18 protein-coding genes are annotated in these 25,278 nt (G+C 70.9%); 8 read left to right on the forward strand and 10 right to left on the reverse strand.

Annotated elements, in window-relative coordinates:
- Positions 1 to 16: 16 nt before the first annotated feature.
- Both ABIA35_RS21905 and ABIA35_RS21910 read right to left on the reverse strand, forming a co-directional pair.
- The gene (locus ABIA35_RS21905; protein WP_370359112.1) at positions 17 to 805 is read right to left on the reverse strand and encodes a glycosyltransferase; all 789 of its coding nucleotides are present in this window, start codon (positions 803 to 805) and stop codon (positions 17 to 19) included.
- A complete protein-coding gene (locus ABIA35_RS21910) occupies positions 802 to 2,034 on the reverse strand; it encodes a cellulase family glycosylhydrolase (protein WP_370344112.1) in 1,233 nt (410 codons plus the stop codon). The genes ABIA35_RS21905 and ABIA35_RS21910 overlap by 4 nt, the downstream gene beginning before the upstream one ends.
- Positions 2,035 to 2,278: 244 nt before the next feature.
- Here ABIA35_RS21910 and ABIA35_RS21915 point away from each other — a divergent pair, with 244 nt between their 5' ends.
- Entirely contained in the window at positions 2,279 to 3,448 is a 1,170-nt protein-coding gene (locus ABIA35_RS21915) for a glycosyltransferase family 4 protein (protein ID WP_370359113.1), read from the forward strand.
- 79 nt (positions 3,449 to 3,527) lie between these two features.
- Here ABIA35_RS21915 and ABIA35_RS21920 read toward each other — a convergent pair whose 3' ends face one another.
- A complete protein-coding gene (locus tag ABIA35_RS21920; RefSeq protein WP_370359114.1) occupies positions 3,528 to 4,775 on the reverse strand; it encodes a carboxylate--amine ligase in 1,248 nt (415 codons plus the stop codon).
- Between the two features lie 145 nt (positions 4,776 to 4,920).
- Positions 4,921 to 6,120 carry an NAD(P)-binding domain-containing protein gene (locus ABIA35_RS21925; RefSeq protein ID WP_370359115.1) on the reverse strand — a complete coding sequence of 400 codons (1,200 nt, stop codon included), beginning with the start codon at positions 6,118 to 6,120 and terminating at the stop codon, positions 4,921 to 4,923.
- A gap of 291 nt (positions 6,121 to 6,411) precedes the next feature.
- On the opposite strand from ABIA35_RS21925, the gene ABIA35_RS21930 reads away from it, so the two are divergent.
- On the forward strand, positions 6,412 to 8,220 hold the full coding sequence (locus ABIA35_RS21930; RefSeq protein ID WP_370359116.1) for a glycosyltransferase family 39 protein: 1,809 nt from the start codon (positions 6,412 to 6,414) through the stop codon (positions 8,218 to 8,220).
- Here ABIA35_RS21930 and ABIA35_RS21935 read toward each other — a convergent pair.
- Complete coding sequence (locus ABIA35_RS21935; protein ID WP_370359149.1) at positions 8,217 to 9,509, reverse strand: MFS transporter; 1,293 nt, start codon at positions 9,507 to 9,509, stop codon at positions 8,217 to 8,219. The genes ABIA35_RS21930 and ABIA35_RS21935 overlap by 4 nt on opposite strands.
- A gap of 111 nt (positions 9,510 to 9,620) precedes the next feature.
- Between ABIA35_RS21935 and ABIA35_RS21940 the strand changes: the two genes are divergently transcribed.
- A complete protein-coding gene (locus ABIA35_RS21940; protein WP_370359117.1) occupies positions 9,621 to 10,607 on the forward strand; it encodes a DUF5937 family protein in 987 nt (328 codons plus the stop codon).
- Here ABIA35_RS21940 and ABIA35_RS21945 read toward each other — a convergent pair.
- Positions 10,597 to 11,595 (reverse strand): zinc-binding dehydrogenase, encoded by a 999-nt coding sequence (locus ABIA35_RS21945; protein ID WP_370359118.1) that lies wholly within the window; start codon positions 11,593 to 11,595, stop codon positions 10,597 to 10,599. The two genes, ABIA35_RS21940 and ABIA35_RS21945, sit on opposite strands and share 11 nt — an antisense overlap.
- Before the next feature lie 82 nt (positions 11,596 to 11,677).
- On the opposite strand from ABIA35_RS21945, the gene ABIA35_RS21950 reads away from it, so the two are divergent.
- Positions 11,678 to 12,328 (forward strand): TetR/AcrR family transcriptional regulator, encoded by a 651-nt coding sequence (locus ABIA35_RS21950; protein WP_370359119.1) that lies wholly within the window; start codon positions 11,678 to 11,680, stop codon positions 12,326 to 12,328.
- A gap of 3 nt (positions 12,329 to 12,331) precedes the next feature.
- Here the strand turns inward: ABIA35_RS21950 and ABIA35_RS21955 are convergent, their stop codons facing one another.
- On the reverse strand, positions 12,332 to 14,281 hold the full coding sequence (locus ABIA35_RS21955; protein WP_370359120.1) for a glycoside hydrolase family 30 beta sandwich domain-containing protein: 1,950 nt from the start codon (positions 14,279 to 14,281) through the stop codon (positions 12,332 to 12,334).
- A 146-nt stretch (positions 14,282 to 14,427) separates the two neighbouring features.
- Here ABIA35_RS21955 and ABIA35_RS21960 point away from each other — a divergent pair, with 146 nt between their 5' ends.
- Positions 14,428 to 15,456, forward strand: a complete 1,029-nt coding sequence (locus ABIA35_RS21960) for a LacI family DNA-binding transcriptional regulator (protein ID WP_370359121.1) — start codon at positions 14,428 to 14,430, stop codon at positions 15,454 to 15,456.
- A gap of 169 nt (positions 15,457 to 15,625) precedes the next feature.
- Positions 15,626 to 17,578, forward strand: coding sequence for an RICIN domain-containing protein (locus ABIA35_RS21965; protein WP_370359122.1), 1,953 nt, complete (start codon positions 15,626 to 15,628; stop codon positions 17,576 to 17,578).
- Between the two features lie 94 nt (positions 17,579 to 17,672).
- Here ABIA35_RS21965 and ABIA35_RS21970 read toward each other — a convergent pair whose 3' ends face one another.
- Positions 17,673 to 17,888: a hypothetical protein gene (locus tag ABIA35_RS21970; RefSeq protein ID WP_370344124.1), complete on the reverse strand. Its 216-nt coding sequence runs from the start codon at positions 17,886 to 17,888 to the stop codon at positions 17,673 to 17,675.
- Positions 17,889 to 17,947: 59 nt separating this feature from the next.
- Positions 17,948 to 18,352 (reverse strand): hypothetical protein, encoded by a 405-nt coding sequence (locus ABIA35_RS21975; RefSeq protein ID WP_370344125.1) that lies wholly within the window; start codon positions 18,350 to 18,352, stop codon positions 17,948 to 17,950.
- 243 nt (positions 18,353 to 18,595) lie between these two features.
- On the opposite strand from ABIA35_RS21975, the gene ABIA35_RS21980 reads away from it, so the two are divergent.
- Together ABIA35_RS21980 and ABIA35_RS21985 are read left to right on the forward strand one after the other, a co-directional pair.
- Entirely contained in the window at positions 18,596 to 22,168 is a 3,573-nt protein-coding gene (locus ABIA35_RS21980) for a cell wall-binding repeat-containing protein (protein WP_370359123.1), read from the forward strand.
- A 61-nt stretch (positions 22,169 to 22,229) separates the two neighbouring features.
- The gene (locus ABIA35_RS21985; protein ID WP_370359125.1) at positions 22,230 to 23,402 is read left to right on the forward strand and encodes an NAD(P)/FAD-dependent oxidoreductase; all 1,173 of its coding nucleotides are present in this window, start codon (positions 22,230 to 22,232) and stop codon (positions 23,400 to 23,402) included.
- 29 nt (positions 23,403 to 23,431) lie between these two features.
- Here the strand turns inward: ABIA35_RS21985 and ABIA35_RS21990 are convergent, their stop codons facing one another.
- Positions 23,432 to 25,165 carry an amidohydrolase family protein gene (locus ABIA35_RS21990; RefSeq protein ID WP_370344128.1) on the reverse strand — a complete coding sequence of 578 codons (1,734 nt, stop codon included), beginning with the start codon at positions 25,163 to 25,165 and terminating at the stop codon, positions 23,432 to 23,434.
- Positions 25,166 to 25,278: the final 113 nt, after the last annotated feature.

Below are 25,278 nucleotides of genomic sequence, written 5' to 3' on the forward strand. Positions count from 1 at the left end.
GCGCCGTGCGGCCGTGCTAGAAGCGCCGGTTCGCCAGCTGGACGCCCACCCAGGCCAGGTGCTTGGCCCGGGCCACCGGCACGCTCCAGCCCAGCCGCCGCGCCGCCGCCAGCTTCTCGCGCCGCAGCAGGCCGCTCTGCGGCATGATCTTGGCGCGGTGGCTGAACTGCCCCTCGTGCACCCGATAGCGCACCAGTTCCTCCGGCAGTGCGGCCACCTCGGCCCGGCCGAGGATCCGGAGCCAGAGGTCGTAGTCCTCGCACTGGATCGCGGCGTCGCGGAAGTTCCCGGCCTCGCGCACGACCTCCGGCCGCGCCATCACGGTGGACACCGTCACGGGGTTGAACAGCAACAGCCGGCGGGCCAAAGCGTCAGATTCGGCGGGACAGCGGCGCGGGCCGAGGTCGGCACCGGTCTCGCTGTTGAAGCGTCGAGACCAGGTGGCGAGCATCCCCAAGCCCGGACGGCGGTCGAACTCGGCGACCTGGCGGGCCAGCCGCTCGGGCTCGCACAGGTCGTCCCCGTCGCAGAACGCGACCAGGTCGCCGCGGCACTCGGGCAGGCCCGCGTTCCGGGCCGCCGCGATTCCCGAGCGGGGACGCGAGGTGACGACGATCTGGATCTGGTCCTCGGGCAGCACGGCGGCCATGCGCCGGTTCTCTTCGCACTCGCCGTCCAGCACCAGGACGACCTCCCAGTCCTGGAAGGTCTGCTTCTGGATGGAGATCAGCGTCTCCTCCAGGTACTGCTGGCGCGGGGCGCACGGGATCAGCACCGAGACCCGCGGCGCCCTGCCCGCGCTCATCGCGCCTTCTTCGCGTTGGCGATGATCTGCTGCAGGGTGTAGAACGCGGGCCGGAAGGTCCCGTCGGCCCGCCGCAGCCCGAAGGCCAGATGGTCGGCGGGCACGTCCTGGTCGGAGAACCAGAAGAACGAGGTCACGTTCGGATACGAGGCCAGCGTGTCCACCTCGCGCTTGGCCTGCAACACCTGATACGCCTCCTGCGATTTGTTCTGCTCCGGAGTCCCCCCGACCGCGGCCGGGATCGCCGATCCGGTCTCGGTGATCCAGATCGGCATGTTCGGCGCCCCGACCTGGTTCAGCGCGGCGACGATGCTCGTCGGCGACTGGCTGATGGCCTGGAAGGTCTTGCTGGTCGCCGGATCTCCGTCCGGGTAGGGGTGATAGGAGATCCCGTCGATCGCCTTCAGGCCGCCGGCCTTGGCCACCGCGGTGATGAAGTCGTACGGCGTGATGAACGCCGAGCCGTCGCTCGGGTGGGTCGCCGCGAGGCCGCCCATCAGGATGAAGGCGTGCGGATCCGCGGCACGGATCGCCGAGGACACCGTCACCAGGAGCTTGGTGTAGTCCGCCGCGTCCGGGGTCGGGGCCCAGGACGTGAGGTTGGGCTCGTTCCACACCTCCCAGTAGTGGACGCCCCGGGCCGAGTAGCGCGCGGCCGCCTGCTTCAGGAAGTTGGCGTACCGCGCGCTGTCGGCGGGCGGGCAGGCGGCGGTGTCCTTGCAGGCGTCGCGGCGTGCCCACGGCGGCGGGAAGCCGAGGGTGGCCAACACTTTCAGGCCGCGGGCGTTCGCCGCGGCGACGACCCTGTCGAACTTGGAGAAGTCGGGCGCGTAGTTGGAGAAGGACTGGTAGTCCTCCCAGCCGAAGTCGACGCGGATGTAGTCCATCCCGAGCTTCTTGGCGTCGTCGAGCGCGGTGTTGAGCTCGTCCGGCTGATCGAACGTCAGCGTGTCGCTGTAGTCCAGGCCCCACTTCATGTCAGCCAGATGCGAGGTGTCTGTGCTGCTCGAAGTCGGTCCGGGTGCGGCCGTGCCGGACGCGGAACCCGGGGACGGGGTCGCACCGGACGCGTCCGTGGTGGCCGCGGTGCTCGCCGCCGGCGAGTGGCCGAACGCCGAGGGCTGGCCCGGGTCGCCGCCGGAGACGGCGGTCGCGATGCCGGCGGCGATGACGACCGCGGCCGCAGCGGCCCCGATGATCGCCCAGTGCCGACGCTTGCTGTTCGCCATTATGATTTCGGGGCCGGTGACCGGCTGCCCTTCGCTCCCCTCGACCGGACTTCGTCGCTTGGCGGATCCGGTCGGTGACCGGGAGCGGCCGGGAGGCCGCCGCCGTCGCCGGGTGCCCGTGAAACGGACTCCCGCCTGCGAGCGTTCATAGTGCCATGGTTCGGCGTCTTCGGTGTCACCGCGCCGATTCTCGAACCCGGGCGGTTCGCACCCCACCATTCGGCTCGAAGATTGCGCGGCACCGGTGAGAATTCTGCACATCGTCAACCTGGGCTTCGAGGCCGGGGGCGCGGAGAAGTTCGTCCGCATGCTCCGGGACGGCCAGACCGCCCGGGGCCACGAGGTTCGGGTGGTGGCGCTCGAGGCGCCCTCGGGCAGCCGGACCGTGTTCGCCGACGAACTGCTGCCCCCGGTGGGCGGCGGGCCGGCCGGCAAGCTGGCCGGGTTCCTCTGGCATCGCCAGGCCTACCGCGGGCTGCGGCGGATCATGCGGGAGTTCCGGCCGGACTGCGTGCACCTGCACACCGTCGGCGGGTTCAGCCCGGCCGTGTTCCCCGCGACCCGCGGCGCCGCGCGCATCCTCACCATCCACGGCCCCGAGGACTGGACCCGCAAGCTGCTGCGCTGGCAGATCGCCGACAACGCCGGCCGGATCCCGCTCGGCGCGCTGCCCCGCTACCTGCACCTGCGCTTCCTGATGCGGCCCGCCTACCTGCTGGCCGGGCTGCGCCGGATCGACGGCTTCGCGGCCCCGAGCCGGTTCGTCGCCGAGCTGGTCCGGGCCGACGCCGGCCGGGTGCCGGTCCGGGTGATCCCGCACGCCGTGGACCGGGTCTTCGCCCCGTCCCCGGTCTCGGAGGTGTGGCAGGCGGCCTACGTGGGCCGGATCAGTCCTCTGAAGGGGGCGGACGTCCTGCTGGAGGCGTTCGCCATCCTGGCCCGCACGCAGCCCAAGGCCCGGCTGGTGGTGGTCGGCGACGGCCCGGACCGCGAACGCCTGCAGGCCCGGGCCGCCGACCTGGTGGCGGCCGGCACGGTCGAGTTCCGCGGCTGGCTGAGCCCGGCGGAGGTCGCCGAGTGCCTGCGGGGATCGGCGCTGCTGGCCGTGCCCTCGACCACTCCGGAGATCTTCGGGCTGACCGCCCTGGAGGCGCTGGCCCAGGGCCGGCCCCTGGTCGCCAGCCGGATCGGGGCGCTGCCGGAGCTGGTCGGGCCGGACAACGGCGTGCTCGTCGCCCCCGGCGACCCGGCCGCGCTGGCCGAGGCACTGGCCGGGCTCGTCGGCGACGCCGAGCAGCTGGCGCGATTGGGCGAGGCCTCGGCGCGGCGCGCCGAGGAGTTCAGTCTGGATCGGTGCCTGGACGACTACGAGTCCTGGTACCGGCAGCTTCTCGCGGACCGCGGTCGTCAGTAGCTACCGGCACGGCGAAGGCGGGTCGCCGACTACCGGCGCAGGCGGCTCGCCAGCTACCGACGCAGGCGGCTCGGCCCAGCTATCGGCGCAGCCGGTTCGACGCGGCCTGCCACAGCGTCCGGGCGCCGGCCAGGAAGAACGGGGCGAGATCGTCCCGAGCGAACCAGGCCGCCTCGTCCGCAGCGCGCGCGGAGCGCAGCCAAGAGCGCAGGGACAGTTCGCCTTCCCGCCGGAGGATCCGAGCGGCGATCGGGTCGTAGTTCTCGACCAACAAGCTCCGACCGGGCACCGCGTCCCCCGGCGTGAATCCGCGCCCGGTGAGGTCCAGGTGCATGGCCCGGACCGCGTCGATGCCGGCGGAGTCCTGGAACAGCCGGAACTGGGCGCCCAGCCGGGGGTTGAAGTCCAGCAGCCGGTAGCTGTCGTCCCGCGGATCCCACCGGTAGTCGAGGTCGACGATCCCCTGGTAGCCCAGCCCGGACAGCAGCGCGACCGCCTCCGCGCGCAGCCGCTCGTTCGGCGCCCACGTGCCGTAGGTGGTCAGGCCCGCGTGGACCGGGAAAGAGCGTTCCTTGGTCCCGGTGTGCCCGAACAGGCACTTCGAGCTCGCGTCGAAGTAGCCGTGGAAGAACCAGTCCTGGCGCGTGCCGGCCGGTGCGGGCGCGAGGTATTCCTGGAGCAGCAGGCCGGTGTCCGGGCCGTCGCCGGTCGCCCGGCGGGCCTGCTCGACCAGGGCGAGCATCTCGTCCCTGCCACGGACGATCGTCGTGCTCTGCAGCCCCACCGACTTGTCGGCCGACCAGGGGCGGTTCACCTTGGCGACGACCGGATACCCGTGTAGGTCGGCGAAGGCCGCGGCCTCGGCGGCGTCCACCGGAACCGTCGTCGCCGGATGCGGCACGCCGGCGACGCGGCAGATCTCCGCGAGCGTCGCCTTCCCGGCGGCCCGCCGCGGCAGGTCGGCCGGCGGGGCGGGGAACAGGTACCGGGGCCGCAGCTTGTCGCCGTGCTCGGCCAGCAGGATCGCGCCGGCGTCGTCGGTGGTGACCAGCAGGGCCGGGCCCGGCAGCCGGTCGGCGAGCCGGTCCAGCTGGTCGAGCACGTCGTCGGGAGCGGCGCAGTCCGGCATCGGCGACACCGTCCGGCGCGCGTAGCGGGACGCGCCGGCCGGTGCGAACCGGTCCTCGCGCATGGCGTGGACCCGGATCCCCAGTCGTCCCAGACTGCGGATCACCCCGAGTCCGCCGTGGTGGAAGACGTTCCGGTCGAGCTTGAGCAGGACAGCGTCGGTAGCGGTGTCCGCGCCCACCGACGCTCTCACTGACATGGAAACCAGCTTATAGGTGAGTCCAAGGTGGCCCTCGCTCGTCAAGGAAATGCCGAACTGACTGGAAACCCTGGTCGCCGAGGGTCGCCCGATCCTATAGTTCGACGCTATTCGCCTGGCGTGAAGACCCTGGAATTGTTCCTGTTCAACGGGGCAGCCGCGGCGCCACGGTACGGGCCGCGAACGCCGCCCCGCACACGAAGCGCATCGACGGCCCGAACGTCGCGGCCGCCGCCAGTCCGACCATGTGCAGCCCGGGCACCGAGGAGTCGAAGCGCGCGCCGAGCTCCGGCGGGCCGTCCGGGCCCCGCAGGCCGCGGACCGCGCCGCGCAGCTCGTCGCCGAGCACCGTCAGCCTCCTGACCTCCACCTCGAAGCCGGTCGCGGCGATCACGTGGTCGACCTCCAGCTCCCGGCCGCCGGACAGCTCCAGCACGAGCCGGTCGCCCTGCGGCCGGGCCGCGGTGATCCGGGTGCCGGTGCGGGCGTGTTCGGCGTCGAAGGACTTCTCGAAGCGGTCGCGGATCCACCAGGAGCCCTCCGGGCCGAGCGTCTTGCGGACCACCTCCATGCGGTAGTCCTTCGGCATCCGCCGGAACACGACCTGCAGGTCGGACAACACCTTGTTGTAGTAGCCGGGCCCGAGACCCGATTCCGGGCGGCGGACGCGCTCCCACAGCGTGGCGGGGAGCGGTCCGGGCAGGCTGTTCCACCTCAGCGCGCCCGTGCGCGCCACCAGCGTCACGTCCGCGCCCGCCTCGTCCAACAGCACGGCGATCTCGATCGCGGCCTGTCCGCCGCCGACCACGGTGACCTGCTTGCCGTCGTACGCGGCCAGGTCGTTCACCGCGCTGCTGTGCAGCACTCGCGGCGCCGTGAGCCCGACGAGCGCCTCGGGCATCCGTGGGAACGGCAGGAACCCGGCCGCCAGCACCACCGAACGGGACCGCACCGAAGACCCGTCGGCCAGCTCCAGCGTGAACTCCCGGCCTTCCCGGTCGACCCGGCGCACGTCGCACTCGTGCAGGTCCGGCACGGCCTGCCGCTGGAACCAGCGGCCGTAGTCGACGAACGTCTCGACGGGAGTGGGCACGCCGTGCTCGTACGGCAGGCCTTCCAGCCGGCAGTACTCCCTCAGCGTGAAGCTGTCGCGAGGGTCCGACAGGTGGGAGGCCCACGGCTCGGACTTGAGCTTCATGCCCATCGGCATGTGCTCGGCCCAGGCCTTCATCGGGGTACCGAACACCCGGGTGCGCGAGCCGCGCGCCGTGGCGTGCGCCGCCACCGACAGACCATAAGGCCCGGCCCCCACCACTGCGGTGTCCAGGATCTCTGTACCTGCCATCGCTTCTCGCTTCTCCCCTTGTTCCCCCACGACCAACGCGCACAGCTCGACGGAATGATCGGCCGGCCGGGCCCGCGTTCAGGATGCGGGCATCTTCGCGGTGTCTGGAGAGAAGATACCGGCCATCAAGTCCTCGACTTCGCCGACCTGCACAATCTCGCGCTGTGATCGTCGCAACACGAAGACGCGCGGTCGCACCCCCTCGGTTCCGGCCGCCGGGAGAACCCGCGTCGAAGAACGCGCTGATGCCCAGAGTGTCTGATCACCGGCGGGGCAAGATAAAGTCCGCGCATGACCGCGCAGAGCGATGAGCTGGCCGAGGTACCGATACCTCGGCGTGCAGCGTCTGGAACAGCGGCACCGGCGCAGCACGCTTCCCAGGCCCGGCCCGGGCCCCGTTGGCTCACGAACGCGCTGGCGCATCGCTGGCTCCTGGCGGCGATCGCCGTCGGTGTCGTCGTCCCGGTGATCCTCGCCGCGGCGACCGGCAGCCTCTCGATCCCGCATAACGACGGATGGTCGTACAGCAAGATCGCCCAGGTCTTCGCGCGGACCGGGCATATCAGGCTTCTCGGCTGGAACCGGTCCCCGCTGATGGGGCAGTTCGTCATCCTGGGACCGCTGGCGGCCCATGTGTCCGTCCAGCAGTTGTCCGTCGCGGCATTCGCCGTGGTGGCGCTGGTGTCCGTGTACGACCTGCTGCGTCCCTCGATCGGGCTGCGGAACGCCGGGATCACGACGTTCGTCCTGGCTCTGTGGCCCGGCTTCGGGCTGATGTCCACGTCCTTCATGACGGACGTCCCCTCGCTGGCGGCGATGTTCCTGTGCCTGGCCCTCGGCCGCCGGGCCCTGGAGCGCGATTCGGTTCTCCTGTTCGCGCTGTCCCTGCTGTCCGGCTACTGGGGGACGACGATCCGGGACCAGTCCTTGGCCGCGCCCGCCGTCGTGGTGCTCTACGCGCTGTGGACCTTCCGCTCCCGCACGAAGCTGAAGCTGTGGATCGTCCTGGCCGGAGCGGCCGTGTTCGGCGTCGCCTACGAGGCCTTCAACGCCTGGTTCACAGCGCTTCCGAACAACGATCCGCCCACGTACCAGCTGGTGCCGGGGCTCATGGACACGACCACCTCCTCGATTCTGCGCTCCTACTTCACGATCGCGCTGGTCGCCGCCCCGGTCGTCTTCTGGATGGCCCGGCCGATGCGCTGGCGGCTGTCGGCCAGGTTGACCGCGCTGGGTACGGCGCTGGCGGCGTTGATGCTCCTGCACGACAACCACACGGACACGTTCTTCCCGGGAGGCTCCGGCAACACCGGCGTCTATTTGGCGCCCAGCGGGTCCTACGCCGGCACGGTGATCGACGGCTACTCGCGCGTCGTCCTCTCGAACCCGGTCTGGTGGGCGCTGATCGGACTCGCGATCGTTTCCGGCGCGCTGTTGGCCGGGCTGCTGGTCCACAAAGCCCTGGGCAGCGACCGGCTCGTCGGGGCCTTCGCCCTGGTGTACTCGGCGGGGACCCTCTGGGCTCTGCTCGAAGGCCAGCGCCTGTTCGACCGGTATTCCCTTCCTCTGCTGCCTTGCCTCTTGGCCATAGCACTGCGGCCGGAACCCGCCACGGCCGCCACGGACGCCACAGCCGCGCCGGTCGCAGCGCCGAGACGGCCGCGCGGCCTGCCCGCGACAGGCACGGAGCGACTGTCCGGGCTGATACGCGGGACCGCCGGGGCCGTCGCAGGCGTGGCTCTCGGGGTCCTGGCGTTCGCGCTCATGACCAGCGCCCTGATCGGCGACTCACAACGGTGGAAACTCGACACCCGCCTGACCACCGAGGGCACGCCCGCGATGCGGGTCGACGGCGGACTCGAGTGGGTGGGCTGGCACGCCTCCCAGGGCGTGACCAACAGGTATCCTCCGCCCGAGGACAAGCCGGAAGGCTTCTTCACCAACGTCCAGCCGTGTTACGTCGTGACCGCCGTCGCGGAGACCGGGAAACTCGCACCGGGCTGGCAGCTCTCGCAGACAGTGGAATACCGGCAGTTCCTAGTGGCGGGGACCACTCGCCTGTGGATCTATGCCACGCACGCCTCGGGGTGCCGGTACTAACGCAGCCAGCTCGCCATCCATCCCCCGGTGAGCACCGTGGCTCCCCCGGCCACGGCCATGGCCGGCCCGGTCCCGGCCAGACCGGCGACGGCACCCACCAGGACCGGCCCGATCCCTTGCAGCGTCATCATTCCGGAGCTGAGCAGGCCGAACGCCTGGCCCTGGTTGTCGGCCGGCAGGACCTCGAGGAACCGGCGCTGCAAGCCGATCGCGTAGGAGAACCCTGCGCTGGAAGCCAGCAGAAGCAGAGCGCAGACAGACGCCGGCGGATCGGCGGCGAGGCCCAACAGCGGCAGCCCCAGCCACACGGCCAGGGGAACCACCAGCGCCTCCCGCGTGGCGGGGCGCGCCATGCGGCCGACGACCAGGTCGCCGAGCAGCATGCCGGTGGGTCCGCAGGCCATGAGCAGGCCGTAGGTTCCGGCGGCGAAGCCCCGCTGGCCGGCGTAGGAGACGATCAGGCCTTCGGCCCCGGCCATGAATCCGCTCGGCAGCCATTGGGCCAGGTACAGACGGCGCACCGTACGGTCACGCAACAGACGGCCGGCGCCGGACCAGCTGGCTGCCATCACCGCGCCCCGAGCCCGGCCTTGCGCACCGCTCTGCACGCTGCCCGGCGCACTGCTAGGCGCGCTGCCCTGCGCATCACCCTGCGTACCGCCAGGCGCGCTGCCCGGGGCCGGCCGGTCGGGCAGCCGAAGCCACACGGCCGTGGCGCAGCCGGCGTTCAGCACGGCGGCCAGCAGCAGCGCCTGGCTGGTCCCCAACGCCGCGACCATCGCGCCGCCGACGGCCAGGGCGGCCAACTGCGCGCCCGAGGAGGCCATGTTCAGCAGCGAGCGCCCCAGAACATAGGCGTCGCCGGCCAGGAAGTCGGCGGCCAGCCGGCTCGTCGCACCGCCGAAGACCGGGGCCAGGACGGCGACGGCGCCGACCAGTCCGAGTGCCGCGGCCGTGGGCATCCGCACCGCTCCCAGCACCGCCGCCGCGGCGCATTGCAACAGGAAGCCGGTGGTCAGCAGCGGCCGTGGCCGGAGCCGGTCGGCCAGCGCCCCGAACAGCATCGACCCGGGCAGCTGCGGCAGGAAGCCGATCCCGAAGGCCAGCGCGCTGAGCAGCGGCGAGTGCGAAGCGGTGAAGATCAGGACCGACAGGGTCGTGATGCGCAGCGTCTCGGCGCTGATGCCCAGGATCCGGGTCGCGAACAGAAGGCGGAACTGGGGTTGGCCGAGCACGTCCCGGTAGGTCGTGCGCCGACCGGGCGGGCTCGGCGCGGCGGTGGTGGAGATGCCGGCAGCGGTCACTGATTCCATGCGGGCACACTGGCCCGGCCACCACCCCGCAGCGAGAGATTCGCCCCTGGACGTAAACCCGGCGCGCGCCGACGTAGCCTGGTCGCCATGATCCGCTACGAGGTCGGCACGGAGGACCTGCTCCACAGCCGCTTCGCCATCTCCCCGGCGTTCGAGCTGGATTCGCTGCTGCGCCGCCTCGACCGCGGCGGGCGTCTGCCGGTGGCCTCGGCGGCCCGGCTGCGGCCGGCCTTCGAAAGCCTTCGCCGCCACACCGAGCTGGACGCGGTCCTGGCGCTCCAGGCCGGGTGGATCGGCGCAGACTTCGTCGCCCCTCCCCCGGCCGGTCTGGCCCAGACCTGGGAGGACGATCTCGCGACGATCAGGGCGACCCCGCCGGCCCAGGCGCGGGCCGAGATCGTGACGTGCCTGGCCGCACGTCCCACCGCCGATCCCCGGGTGCTGGCCCTGCTCGACGCCCCCGACGCGGTCTCCCGCCTGGCCGACGCGCTGGACCACGCGTGGCGCGCGCTCATGGCGCCGGACTGGCTCCAGCTGCGCGCGCTCTGCGAACGCGACGTCGTACACCGCGCGGGCGTCCTGGGCCGGGCCGGCTGGGCCGCCGCCATCGCCGACCTGCACACCTCGGTGCGCTGGCACGACGACGGCATCGAGGTGTCCGGCATGGGATCCGACCAGAAGGTGATCCCGCTGGCCGGCAGCGGCCTGCTCCTGGTCCCCTCGGCGTTCAACTGGCCGAACGCAGCCACCTACACCTCCGGCGAGTGGCCCAAGACCCTGATCTACCCGGCTCGGGGAATCGCAGTGCTCTGGGAAAGCCCGGCACCGCCGGAGCCGGACGCCCTCGCCGACTTGATCGGGCGCAGCCGCGCGCGCATTCTGCTCGCCCTGGAGAGCCCGGCCGGCACGACGCATCTGGCCCGCACCCTGGGCATGGCGACCGGTGCGGTCGGCGACCACCTGGCCGTGATGCGCCGCGCCGGGCTCGTGGACCGGGCCCGGGACGGCCGCGTGGTGCTCTACGCGCGGACGGCGATCGGGGAGGCCTTGGCCGCTTCAGCGCTTACGGTGTGAGGACGATGCGGCCGAAGACCGTGCCTTCGTCCATCCGGCGGTGCGCCTCAGCAGCCTGATCCAGACCGAGCACCTCGTGCACTACGGGGTGCAGGCGGCCGGCCGCGGCATCGTCGAACTGCTCAGCCAGGACCGCCCTGCGCGCGGCCATCGGGATCGTGTCCAGGCTGAAGGTCGCGAACGAGCGCGACTGCTGGAAGGCCCGGACCAGGGACATCCCGAAGTCCTCGGGCGGCATACCGGCCACCACGCCGACGACGACCATGCGCCCGTTGGGTGCGAGCCGATCGATGAAGGCCGGGATGGCGGCTCCGCCGACGATGTCGATGATGACGTCGAAGGGGCCTGAGTCGCCGTGCTCGCCGTGCTCGCCGTGCTCGCCATGTTCACCGTGTTCACCATGTCCGGCGCGATCCAGGACGAGCGTCGCGCCCAGTTCCCGAAGCCGCTGCCCGCGCTCGGCGGACGACGTGGTGACCGCGACAGTGCTCGCGCCGTCCCGGGAGGCGAGTTCCACGGCCGCGATGCCGATGCTGCCCGCGGCACCGCGTATGAGGACTGATTCGCCCGCGGTGAAGTGCGCGTGCGCGAGCGCGAAGTGGGCGACCGGACCCGAGGAGCCGAGGGTGACGGCGTCGACCGAGGAGAGCTTGTCGGGCAACACAGCGAGCGCGTCGAGACCGACGACGACCAGCTCCGCGTAGCCTCCGCCGGTCCCGGTGAACGCCCACACGCGCCGCCCGAGCCACGCCGGATCGACCCCCTCCCCGAGCGCGGTCACCACCCCGGCGACCTCGCTGCCCGGGATCAGCCCCTCGGTGAAGCCCCAGCCGCCGAGCGTTCCGCGCCGGATCACGGCATCGACCCCGCCGACCCCGATGGCCTCGGTCCTCACCGCCACCTGCCCGGCGGCCGGCATCGGTTCGGCACTGTCGCGCACCGCCATCCCGGACGGGTCACCGAACCGCTCGATCACGACCACGCGCATCAAAGTCTCCTTCTCCTTGCCTGTGACCAGGTACGCTTCGAACGTAGTGGACGCCTGCGTCCACTTAGCGGAAGTGAGAACGATGACCGGAGAAGTGACTCACAAGGCGCCCCCGCTTCGGGCCGACGCCCGCGAGAACCGCGACAGGATCCTGGACGCGGCCCGCACGCTGTTCGCCGAGCGCGGCCTCGACGCCTCGATGCGGGAGGTGGCCCGCGCCGCCGAAGTGGGCCCGGCGACCCTCTATCGCCGCTTCCCGACGAAGCAGGCCCTCATCGACGACGTCTTCGCCGACGAACTGCGCGCCTGCCGCCAGATCGTCCTCGACGGATGCGCCGACCCGGATCCGTGGCGCGGCTTCGCCTCGGTCGTGGAGCGGCTCAGCGTGCTGAACGTCGGGAACCAGGGCTTCGTCGACGCCTTCATGGCGGCCAACCCCCACTCCCCCGCGTTCACCGAGCACCGCGCGGACCTCCTGCACCGCATCCGCACCCTCGCCACCCGGGCCAAGCGCACCGGGCACCTGCGGCCGGACTTCGTCCTCGACGACCTGGGCCTGTTCCTGCTGGCCTGCCGCGGCCTGTCGGCCACCGCCCCCGCCAACCGCCCCCTCGCCGCCCGCCGCTTCGCCGCGCTCGCCCTGGACGGCTTCCGGGCGAGCGAGGCGAACGGCGTCCTGCCGCGACGGCCTCCGCTGGTCGCGGAGGTGCTTCGTGCGCCGCAGTCCGGTTAACGATTAGCGCGTATAGGCGCGCACATCGGCGACGCTCCACCAACTCCCGTCGGCTGCCGTAAGGGTCAAGCGGACGTACCGGATCGGCGCCCCGTTCAGGTCGACCGTGGTGAACTGGCCGGTACCCGCCCCCGAGGCTGCGGTCGTCCAGGTGACGCCGTCCCTACTGGTCGCCACGGTGTAGGCGCGCGGGTAGTCACCGGTGGAGGCTCCGGTGTCGAAGACGACCTGACGCGCGGGGATCCGCTTGCCGAAGTCGACCTGCAGATACTGGCCCGCCGCCTGCGCCGCGCCCGAGGAGTAGCGGGTGCTGGCGTCGGCGTCCACGGCGTTGGCCGCCACGTCGGCGGTGCAGCAGGGGTCGGTCGGGCCGGGCGGGTTCGCGGTCGCGTGCCAGCCGGCCGGGTCGGCCTGACGCAGGGTATTGACACCCGGCAGGCGGCCGTTCCAGGTGAAGGTGGCCAGGGCGCCGCCGGGCAGCGTGTAGGTGAAGCTCTGGTCGCCTTCCTTCACCGCGAAGGTCTGCGGGTTGTCGTTCTCGTTGTGCGCGACGAGCACGGTGCCGCCGTCGGGGTTGCGGAACGCGACGTCCATGACCTGGCCGTTCCAGCCGGTGGTCCCGAAGGACGTGCTCGCGATGCGCACCGCCCCGGGCTGGACGAAGCGGGCGAGGTGGCCGAGGGTGTAGTACTCGGCGTTGTCCGTGACGGTGTCGCCGGGCCCGACGGTGACCACGCCGGTGCAGGTCCCGCAGCCGCCGACGTGCGGGCCGCCGCTCGGGTCCAGCGCCAGGTTCCAGGTGACGACGGTCTCGGCCCAGTTGCGCGTGGCGCCGATCGTCAGGTTCCGGGTGTGCCACTTCAGGGTGTCGGAGAAGGTGTTCGCCGGGTCGCTCGACTGACTGCCGGAGCACTCGGTGAAGTAGATCGCCTTGTCGGGGAACTGGTTGTGGAACGCCGTCATCGCGCTCGGGTCGCCGCTGTAGCAGTGGAAGGCGACACCGGAGACCCACTTGGCGGCCGGCGAGTTCAGCACGTTCTCGGGGTAGGCGTCGATGTCGGCGGTCTCGTCCGGCGGGGTGGCCGCGACGTCGTTGGGGTGCTCGGTCCAGTTGTGGTCGTAGGCCAGGATCTGGGTGTGCAGGTGTGCCTCACGCAGCATCGGCCCGAGGTCCTCGATGACCTTCTCCTCCTGCCACGACGGCATGTCGGTGCCGGGGTAGCCGGACGGGGTCCGGTTCTGGGGCTCGTTCTGCACGGTGATGGTGTCGACGGGGACGCCGTCGGCCTTGTAGGCCTCGACGAACTTCAGCAGGTACAGCGCGTACGCCTGGTAGATCTTCGGATCGTCGATGAGCCGGCCGCCGACCAGCGAGCCGCCGGTCTTCATCCACGCCGGCGGGCTCCACGGGGTGCCGATGATCTGCAAGCGGGGGTTGATGGCCTTGGCCTCCCGCAGCAGCGGCAGGATCTGCGCCTGGTCGTGCGCGATGGAGAAGCTGCGCTGCGCGTAGTCGGTCTGCCCGGCCGGCAGGTCGTCGTAGGTGTAGGCGGTAGTGGCCACGAAGTCCGAGCCGCCGATCGGCTGGCGCAGGTAGTCCAGGCCGTCGCCGGTCACCGGGTCGAACAGCGAACGCATCGTCGCGGTGCGGGCGGCGGGCGGGAGTTGGGAGAGCACCGCCGCGGAGGAATCGGTGATCGCCGCGCCGAAGCCCTGCATGGTCTGGTACGTCAGGGTCGGATCGACCACGACGGTCGGGGCGGTGGCCGGCGTCGTGCCGAAGGCGACGGTTCCTTTGTCGGTGAGCCGGTTCGCGCCGTCGGGGGTCGTGAGCCACACGTGGGCCGCGACGGGCTTCGCGCGGCCGGTGTCGGCAGCCGCGACCGGGACGATCGAGCAGGCCGTGACCACGAGCCCGCCGATCAGTATCAGCGCTGAGAGTCTTCGAGGCATACGGATGTCTCCTCTTGGGGATGTAACAATATGTAACAGCCGCGAAACATCGCATTGAGGAAACCAACGCCTCCCCCGCCCTGTCAAGGGATGCCGCGCCGCTGCACGATGTGGATATGCTGCGCGGGTGAAACGGGATGTAACGCATGGCTGACGCGGCCCCGGTCCGGCGCGCGACCGTCCGGGACATCGCCGCGGCCACCGGGGTGTCGATCGCGACCGTGTCCCGGGTGCTCAACGACCACGCGAACGTGGCCCCGGCGACCCGGGACCTGGTGCAGCGCACCGTCGAACGGCTCGGCGCGCAGGCCGGCGCGGAGTCGGACCCCGAGGCGCCAGGGGCCGTCTACCTGCGCTGCCCCTACACGCTGACCGACTACTTCGGGCTGATCGTCTCCTCGATCGCCGAGAGCCTGGAGCCGCATGACAGGACTTTGATCCTCGACGCGGGCGAGATCTCCCAGGCCGCGACCGTGCTGCCGACGCTCGCCGGCCGCAGCGGGGTCGCCGGCGCCATCATGATCCTGCCGCCCGAGCCCGACGAGCAGCTGGTCGCTTTGCGGGCGCAGGGCTTCCCGTTCGTGGTCGTCGACCCCCGGGGCGAGGTGCCCCGGGACATCGCGGCGGTGTCGGCCGCGCATCTGGCCGGCGCGCGCAGCGCCACGCACCACCTGCTCGCCGCAGGCCACCGGCACATCGGCGTCATCGCCGGGCCCGAGGAGTGGCTGGCCGCCCGGGACCGGCTGGCCGGGCACACCTCGGCGCTGGCCGACGCCGGGATCCTGCCCGATCGGGAGCTGATCAGGTCGGTCGAGCCGACCGTCCGGCTCGGCCACTGGGCCGCGGGCGAACTGCTCGACCTGCCCGCGGCGCCCACCGCGCTGGTCTGCTTCAACGACAAGACCGCCATCGGAGCCATGGCCGCCGCGGCGGACCGGGGCCTGCGGGTGCCGGCGGACCTGTCGGTCACCGGGTTCGACGACATCGACCTGGCCCAGGCCGCCAGCCCGATGCTCACCACCGTCCGCCAGCCGTTGGCGGAGATGGGGCGGATGGCCGTCAGCCTGCTGATCCGGCTGATCGACCGCCGGCCGGTGGACGCCCTGCACGTGGAGCTGGCCACGGAACTGGTGGTGCGGGGCTCGACGGGCTCGCTTCCCGCCGGGTCCATGTAACGCCTCCGTTTCACGCGCCGCCCCACCCGAGCTTGTTGCGGAACTCGCTCCGAGCATTGACACCGTGTCATGCCGCTGCTTTCCTCCATGCCAACAGCTGTTACATCGCTGTTTCATTTGTTACAGCACGGACTTGTCACAGCACCGGGTGAAGGAGGATCACGCGCAGATGTTCAGCAGCAGGCACAGCAGACCCCTTGCGGCTTCCTTGGGAGCACTCGCCCTCGTCGCCGGCACGGCCGGGAGCCTTGTCGCGCCGCACGCGGCGGCGGCGACGACGACGGCCCCGGCAGCCTCGACGGCGGTGTCGGTGTGGGAGACCACGGCCGATCAGAGCCAACTGCTCAGTCCGCAGGCCGGTACGTCGTTCGGCACCGGCACCGGCTCGGGCAGCCAGACCATCACGGTCAACCCCGGCACGAGCTACCAGAGCATGACCGGCTTCGGCGCGTCGTTCACCGACTCCTCGGCATGGCTGGTCGCGAACTCACCGCAGCGCTCGTCGATCATGACGAAGCTGTTCGACCCGAACCAGGGCATCGGACTGAGCTTCCTGCGACAGCCGATCGGCGCGTCGGACTTCTCGTTGTCGCAGTACAGCTATGACGACATGCCCTCGGGCCAGACCGACCCCTCGCTCGCGCACTTCTCGATCAGCCACGACAACGGCTACATCATCCCGGTCCTCAAGCAGGCGTTGCAGCTCAATCCCGCGTTGACCGTCATGGGCACGCCCTGGAGCCCGCCGGGCTGGATGAAATCCAGCGGGTCGATGGTCGGCGGTTCGCTGAACGCCTCGGACTACCAGGTCTACGCGAACTACCTGGTCAAGTTCGCCCAGGCCTACCAGGCCGCCGGCGTCCCGGTCGCCTTGCTGACGCCACAGAACGAGCCGGAGTACTCGCCCTCGAACTACCCCGGCTCGACCCTCACGGCGTCCCAGGAGACCAGCCTGATCGGGAGCAACCTCGGGCCCGCCCTGACCTCGTCCGGACTGGCGACGAAGATCATCAGCTACGACCACAACTGGAACGACCCCTCCTTCCCCGAGACGATCCTCGGCAACTCGACGGCGTCCCAGTACACGGCTGGCACGGCCTGGCACTGCTACTCCGGCGACCCCAGCGCCCAGAGCACGGTCCACAACGCCTACCCGGGCAAGGACACGTACTTCACGGAGTGCTCGGGCTCGCAGTCCTCGAACCCGGCGAACACCTTCGCCGACAGCCTCGACTGGCAGACCGAGAACCTGATCATCGGCGCCACCCGCAACTGGGCCAAGACCGTCGCCACCTGGAACGTCGCCCTGAACCCCACCGGCGGCCCCAGCATGAACTGCACCACCTGCACCGCCGCCGTGACCGTCGACAACAACGCCGGCACCGCCTCGTACAACGCGGAGTACTACGTCCTCGGCCAGGCCAGCAAGTTCGTGAAGCCCGGCGCCGTCCGCATCGACTCCAACACCTTCGGCTCCGGCAACCTCGAGGACGTCGCCTTCCGCAACCCGGACGGCTCCAACGCCCTGGTCGTCCTCAACGCGGACACCAGCAACTCGCACACCTTCAACGTCTCAGAGAACGGCCAGTCCTTCACCTACACACTGCCGGCCCGCGCGGTCGCGACGTTCACCTGGCCCCAGGTTCCCTCCGGCGGCGGCGGTGGCAGCATCGACCCCACGAAGTGGTACGAGGTCGTGAACACCAACAGCGGCCTGTGCGCCGATGCCGCCGGCTGGGGTACCACCGACGGCACCGCACTCCAGCAGTGGACCTGCGGCAGCGGCGGCCAGGAAAACCAGGAATGGCAGTTCCACCCGACCAGCAACGGCTACTACCAGGTGGTCAACCGCAACGCCCCGACCGAGGCCTGGGACGTGACCGGCGGCTCAGGCGCCATTTCCGACGGCACTCCGATCCAGCTCTGGACGGCGGGCGGCGGCACGAACCAGCAGTGGCTGCCGACGCAGGTCGGAAGCGCATACACGTTCACGGCACGGAACAGCGGCACGGAGTGCCTGGACGTGACCAACCGCGGCACGACGAACGGAACGCGGCTTCAGCAGTGGACGTGCACGGGGGGCGACACGGCGCAGTCGTTCACGCTGGTACCGATGTCCTGACCAAAACTCGACACGACACGCCGGTGGCCCGGACCCGATCGGATCGGGCCCGGGCCACCGGTCGTTTTGAAGGCGCTCGGCGCTCGGAAGCGGATCAGAGGCCGTACTCGATCGCGGTGGCGTCCGGCGAAGCCGCCGCGTACTCGACCGCGGTGACGTTCGGCGAAACCCCGAGGGCGTACTCGACCATGCTGGCGTTCGGCGCGACGGTCCCGGCGGCGACGGCTGCGTGCGAGGGCGCGGCGGTCATCATGACCGCGATGCCCGTGGCGGCAGCCACCCCGCCGAACCGCTTGAAGACAGATGTCATGTCCGGTCTCCTTGACGGGTTCAGGTGGTCGTCGCTTCGACGATAGCTGCTGTTCCACATCAGTGCTCTGTCAGCGACCCACTTCGAAAAGCGTCGACCAAGCGGAAGAAGGCTTGGAGGGAGGATTCACCGTCGTGTGTCAGACGTTCCACGGCTGACGCCCACCCGGCAGACAGACCAGTTCCGAAATTCCAGCTCAACCAGTTGGTGAACGCCCCGACTGGATCGAGGTCAAAATCTTCGTCGGCAACATGGATCTTGAGCGCGATCGAGTAGCCGGAGAGAAAGCTCACCATGCCGTCCAGGGTGCCACCCTTCCCAAGCCAGTCACGCCGAAAACGGACATCGTCGAGCACATCGAAGACACTTCGAAATTCCCCACTCATCAGGCACTCGCTTTCCACATGGTTCAGAGCCGCCTTTTCATCCGATGACGGCGCCACCGGCAACACCACCGTCGACATCTACTGCTACCGATCCACAGCAGGCACCTCAGCCTGCGACGACTTCACCCTGACCGCCAACTGATCAGGATCTGATCGACCAGCCGCACAGAGCGGCCGAAGCAACCGAGGGGCGCTGCCGAACCTGGCAGCGCCCCTTCACAGATCCACGCGATTGACTCGGCATCGAAGCGACCTGTAAGACTCTGAGACCATTCGACATCACCGCCGGTCAGTCGGCGTGCCCCCATGAGAGCGACAGCCATGCCGACGCCCCGATCCCGAATAACCGCGCTGGGCCTCACCGCGGCCGTCGTCGCGACCGGCCTCACCCAGCCCCAGCTGGCAAAAGCCGATGAGACCACTGTGTCCGTCGACAATGCCCGCACCGGGTGGGACCAGCACGAGCCCGGGCTGAGTCCGGCCGACGTCTCCGATCCCAGCTTCGGGCAGATCTTCTCGACCACGGTCGACGGCCAGGTGTTCGCCCAGCCTCTGGTGGCCGGGGGCATGCTCGTTGTCGCCACCGAGAACAACAAGGTCTACGGCCTGAATCCGCAGACCGGCGCGATCCAGTGGACTCGTGGCGACCTGGGCCCGGCGTGGCCGTCGTCGTCGATCGACCCGCCGACCGGCTGTGGGGACCTGGGGCCCACGATCGGCGTCACCGCCACGCCGGTCTTCGACGCGGCCAGCAACACGGTCTACTTCACGTCGAAGACCTATGCCAACGGCGACCCGACCCAGGCGAGCTGGCTGATGCACGCGATCGACCCCGGCACCGGTGCCGAACGGTCGGGCTGGCCGGTCACCATCAAGGGCTCGCCGAGCAACGACCCGTCGACGCCGTTCGACGCGTTCCACGAGATGCAGCGCCCCGGGTTGCTGCTCATGGACGGCGTCGTCTATGCCGCGTTCGGCGCGCACTGCGACTTCACTCCGTGGCACGGCTATGTCGTCGGCGTCGATGCCGCCTCGGGGCAGCAGACCGCGATGTGGACCTCGGAGACCAACGACGCCGGCAGCGGCGCGGGCATCTGGCAGTCCGGAGGCGGTCTGGTCTCCGACGGCGACGGACGCATCATCTTGTCCACCGGCAACGGCGTCAGCCCGAAGGCGGGTCCGGGCACCAGTCCCAGCGGGCACCTGGCCGAGTCGGTGGTCCGGCTCCAGGTGGGCTCGGACCGATCGCTGTCCGCAGTGGACTTCTTCAGTCCGTCCAACAACTCGACGCTGGATCTGAACGACACCGACTTCGGCTCCGGCGGTCCGTCCGCGCTCCCGGACAGCTTCGGCACCCCCAAGGTGCCGCACGTGCTGTTCCAGGAGGGCAAGGACGGCCGGATCTTCCTGCTCAACCGCGACAACCTCGGCGGCATGGGGCAGGGCCCCGGTGGCACGGACGCCGCCGTGCAGACCATCGGCCCTCTTCCCGGCGGCCTGTGGGGGCACCCGGCGGTGTGGGGCGGCGACGGCGGCTATGTCTACCAGGTCGGCAACCAGCAGCCGCTGATCGCGCTGCAGGCCGGCGCGACCGCGGACGGCAAGCCCACCCTGACCCAGGCCGGCACCAGCACCGACTCCTTCGGCTTCACCAGCGGATCGCCGATCGTCACCTCGAACGGCTCGACCTCCGGCAGCGCCGTCGTCTGGGTGGTGGACTGCCCGAGCGGCTCGTGGGGCAGCGGCGTGACCGGTGAGAACGCGACTCTGAACGCGTACTCCGCGGTCCCCGACGCCCATGGCACCCTCGACAAACTGTTCTCGGCGCCGATCGGCCGCGCGGCCAAGTACTCGGTGGTCGCCACCGACTCAAACCGCGTCTACGTCGGCACCCGCGAGACCGACCTCGTGGGCAAGGTCATCGGCTTCGGCAAACCCGCGACGACGCCGTTGACCACGTCCCCGGTGGCATTCGGGCCGGTCGAGGTGGGTTCGGGCGCCCAGAAGCAGGTGACGCTGACCGCGACGAAGCCGGTCACGGTCACCGGCGCCACGGTGAACAACTCGCCGTACACCGTCGACGCCTCACCGCTGGCGTCCCCGGTGTCGCTGAACACCGGCGACCACATCACTCTCAATGTCACCTTCACCCCGACCGCCCCCGGCGCGGCGAACGGGATCATGACGGTCGCGACCAGCGCCGGAAGCGTCGGCGTGTCCCTGAACGGCACCGGCCTGACCAACGGCCTCGGCGCCTCGCCGAGCCCGGTGCAGTTCCAGGACGACCAGCCGACCGGGACGCAGCAGACGATGGCGGTCCGGATCTGGAACACCGGCTCCGTGGACGAGACGATCAACAGCGTCACGCTGCCAAGCGCCCCGTTCACGGTCCAGGGCCTGTCGCAGGGCACGACCATCGGCGTCGGCAAGTCGATCTCGGCGACGATCACCTACGCCCCGACCGTCGCCGGCGCGGCCAACGATCAGCTGACCGTCGTGTCGACCAGCGGCACCCTGAACGTCCCGCTCACCGGCGGAGCGGTGTCGGGCTTCGGGAACCTGCAGATCTCGCCCTCCGCCCTGAACTTCGGCAACGTCGCCGTCGGCGCCACGGCGACCGTGGGCTTCGACGCGACGAACACCGGAACGGCCCCGCTCACGATCTCGAAGGCGAAGGCGCCGACCGGCGTGTTCACCACCGCTCTGCCGATCTCTGAGGGCCAGGTCCTCGGACCGGGCCAGAGCATCCACGTGGACATGACCTTCACGCCGACCGCGGCCGGCCCACAGCAGGCCCAGTACGAGATCACCCCGGCTGACGGTCAGGGTGCGATGTACGTCCAGATGAGCGGCAACGGAGTCGCCGCGGGAGGTCCCACGGGCAACCCCGGCGGCAATCCGCCGCCCGCCACGGGCAACCCCACCGTCACCCGGCTGTCCGGCGACAACCGGTTCCTCACCGGCGTCGCCGTATCGCAGTCTCACTGGGCCAACGCCGGCGGCGACTCCTCCGGCCGCGCGCCCGCGCGCGTCGTCGTCCTCGCCCGCGGCGACCAGTTCGCCGACGCGCTGGCCGGCGTGCCGCTGGCCGCCAAGGTCGGCGGCCCGCTGCTGCTCACCGACCCGGCCTCGCTGACCCCGGCGGCTCTCACCGAGATCAAGCGGGTCCTGGGGACGAACGGCGGCCAGATCGACGTCCTCGGCGGCACCCAGGCCGTTTCTCCCGCCATCGTCACCCAGCTGACCCGCCTCGGCTACAGCGTCAACCGCTTCGCCGGCACCGACCGCGATCACACCGCCCTGGACATCGCCGAGCGCGGCCTCGGCAGCCCCCAGCACGTGGTCCTGGCCACCGGCCTGGACTACGCCGACGCCCTGGCGGCCGGCCCGTTCGCCACCGGCGCCGCCGCGACCGCGTCCGGCCCGGCCGCGGTGATCCTGACCGACGGCAAGACCCTGGCACCGGATATCCGGGCCTTCATCGCAAGCCGCGTCGCGCAGTCAACCCAGAACGCGCCAACAGCGTGGGCCATCGGCGGCCAGGCCGTAACGGCGACGGCTGGCCTGCCGGGCTACATCAGGCCGCTGGCAGGCAGCACCCGCTACGACACCGACATCAAGGTGGTGCAAGCCGCCATGGCCGCCGGAGCCGTCCACCAGCTCGGCATAGCCACCGGCACCGGCTTCCCCGACGCCCTGACCGGCGGCGCGCTGACCGCGGCCACCGGCGGCGAACTGGTCCTGGTGCCGTCCACGCTGCCCCAGGCGACGGCGAACCTGCTCAGCGCGCTCCGGCCGCAACTGGCGTCGGTGGAGCTGTTCGGCGGCACCGCTGTCATCAACCCGGCCCTGGCCGGGCAGGTGACTTCGGTGGTGAATGGCAGGCCCCAGTAGCCTGATTCGCCGCTATGGTTCCCCTATGACAATCCACACCGAATCATGCGGAATCTGACACATGTACGACGTCATCATCGTCGGCGCCCGGTGCGCCGGCGCCGCCACCGCGTTGCTGCTGGCGCGGCGGGGTGTCAGGGTGCTGCTCGTCGACCGGGCGGTGTTTCCCAGCGACGCGGTCTCGACGCATCTGCTGCATCCGACGGGTGTGGCGCGGTTGCGGTCGTGGGGGTTGCTGGATCCGTTGTTGGCCGGGGGTTGTCCGCCTATCGACACCATCAGCTTCCGGGCGGGTGAGGATCTGGTTCTGCGGGGGGCGCCGTATGCGTGCGACGGGATCGCGGTCTCGTTGGCGCCGCGGCGGACGGTGCTCGACGCGATGCTCGTCGAGGCGGCGGGGGCGGCGGGGGCCGAGGTGCGGGAGGGTGCTTCGTTTCAGCGGGTGGTCTGGGAGGACGGGCGGGTTGTCGGGGCCGAGTTCGGCGGGCGCAGTGCCTTTGTGGAGCGGGCCGCGTTGGTCGTCGGTGCCGACGGTCGGCACTCGGCGGTGGCTCGGCAGGTCGGGGCGCGGGTGATCCGGGACGCCGGCACGTTCGGCTGCCAGTTCTACGGCTACTGGCAGGGCCTGCCGGATGTCGGCACGCAGATCTTCATCGGGGGCGGCCAGGCGGTTTTGGCGTATCCCACGCACGGCGGCGACCACCTCGTCCTGGTGGGCTGGCCGCACGCGCGGTTCGCCGAGGCGAAGCAGGACATTGATCGGCACTTCCTCGCCGCCGTCGCCGCGAGCGCCCCGGGCGTCGCCGAGTACCTCACCGCCGACGCCCGCAGCGGGCCCATCTCCGGCTCCGGCGATCTGGGCAACTACATCCGCGAGTCGGCCGGGCCGGGCTGGGTGCTCGTCGGGGACGCCGCGACGGCGAAGGACCCGGTCACCGCACAGGGCATCGGCGACGCGTTCGCGCAGGCGCAATCGGTCGCCGACCGCCTGCCGGCAGCCCTGGCCGCGGGCCCGCAGGCCGTGGACGTGGCAACGGCGGCCCACGCCGCTGACCGGGAGCGCGACAGCGCCACGGCGTTCGAGACCACCCTTACCTTCGCGATGGGCGGCAACTCCGCCGCCCTGCTGCCGGTGCTCCGCAAGATCGAGTCCCGTCCGGATCTGATCAGCATGTTCTACGGCATCTACGCCGGGCAGGTCACGATGGAGGAGTTCGTCGCGGCGGTGGGCTGAAGCCATCACCGGCGAGGAGCGTCAGTCCCTCATGTCAGTAGCCCCGACAGCTTTCGCCCGTATCCCGTCGGCAGGTTCGCTTCGCCGGTCAGCTCAGTGAGGAATCCGGGATTCGTGCTCGCGGTCAGTCCGTCGAGCACGATCGCCTCGAGGCCCGCTGTGACGTCTGCGGACAGCGCCGGTATCGCTGGCCCGCTGAGCGTCGGCGCCGTGGCCGTCGCGGCCTCCGCCCCGCCGAGCCTGAACCCCTGCGTACCCCGCACCGGAAGCCGTGGCCGGAGTTCCTGCCCGGTCGGCTCGATCTCGTCCAGCGCCAGGCGCCATGTCGGCGCGCCGTTGTGCTGCTGCCGGTGCCGGGCCGGCGATGGCAACAGCGGCGCCACCGCCGCCATGACCTTCTCACCAGCGGCCATGGGGCCACCCTGACTCGGGCCGCTCAGCGCGGCCAGCGCCTTGCCGACGATCGCGGCCGCGTCGGCCAGAGCGAGGTCGCCCACCGCCGGGTCGGGGTCGTCCTGGCGGAGGTCGACGGCATGGCCTGCGGGGACGCCCGGCACCGTCGTCTCCGGGGTCCCGTCGGCCGGCGGGATCAGGGTCCGCATCAGCGCGGTGGTGCCGTAGCGGGGTGCGCCACCGACCACCACGACATCGATGTCCGCGTCGGTGGCGTCGATCAGCGCGGTGTAGGGGTCGCCGTCCTGGCCGGCCACCCCGGTGATGTCGGCCCGCATGGTGGCGGCCAGGGACCCCAGAGCCTTGTCCCAGGTGAGGATCCGGGCCGCGTCGCAGGTCGCCATGGCGACCAGGTCCTGGTCGCTGAACACGCCGCCGGCCGCAGTGCTCGCCAGCCGCGCCGCCTTCAGCTCGCCGAGCAGACCCTTGCTTCCCGACACCGACCAGTCCGGGCCCAGCGCCATCGGGACGCCGGCCGACTTGGCGGAGGCGATGTCCGCGGTCCCGCCGTACAACAGCAGATTCGACAGCGGCGACCACACCATGGAGCCGCCGTGCTGCGCGAACACCGTGAAGTCGGGGGCCGTCAGGCCGGTGCAGTGGATCCCGACCAGGTTCTCGGTGATGGCCCATTTTCCGGGCTCGTACTGGAGCGCCAGGAAATGCTCCCGCGCCGCCGCGTCGACGCCCTCTGCCAGGTGCAGCAGCAGCCGGTGCTGCTGGTCCAGCCGGGCCATGAACTTCTGCGCGTCGGCGGCCTCCACGTCGGCGATCCGGGACTCGGCCGCCGGCAGCGCGGGGTCGTCGGCGGCCTCGACCGTCCGGACCACCCCGCGGTACAGGCGGCGCACGCCGGCGTCGCTGAACAGCGCGATGCCCTGGCTGGTCGTGGTGCCGTTGATCAGGGCCTTGGCTTCGACGTAGCGGACCACCGCGGGCATCAGCGCCGCGTTCTGGCCCAGCACCGTCATCGGTCCGGTGACCAGGCGGTGGTAGGCGGGGTTCGAGGCGCCTCCCCACTGGCCGCGGTCGCCGTACTTCTTCGGTACCTGCCACAGGGGCAGGACGTTGTACGGCAGGTGGTTGTGCAGCTCGATCAGGCCTGGGTAGAGCGTGGCGCCGGTGTCCAGCGGCGTGAGGTCCCGGCACGTGTCGGGTGGCGGGTCGGCGGCCGGCCGCACGTCGGTGATCAGGCCGTGTTCGACGTACACGACGCCGTCGGGCAGGACGGTGCGTGCGGCGTCCATGGCGACGACGCGCCCCCTCAGGGCGAACCGGGGGCCGTTTTGGGGACTCGTGGCGGTATCCATAGCCTGTCCCTCTCAGCAGGAGTCCACGCCGTATTCATTCTACGCTTTAAAGGATGAATGCCTTTATCTCGGCAGGGCTTGCGGGCACTGTGCACCGAAGGCTCTGTGCACCG

This window comes from Catenulispora sp. MAP12-49 (assembly GCF_041262705.1).
Classification (GTDB): domain Bacteria; phylum Actinomycetota; class Actinomycetes; order Streptomycetales; family Catenulisporaceae; genus Catenulispora.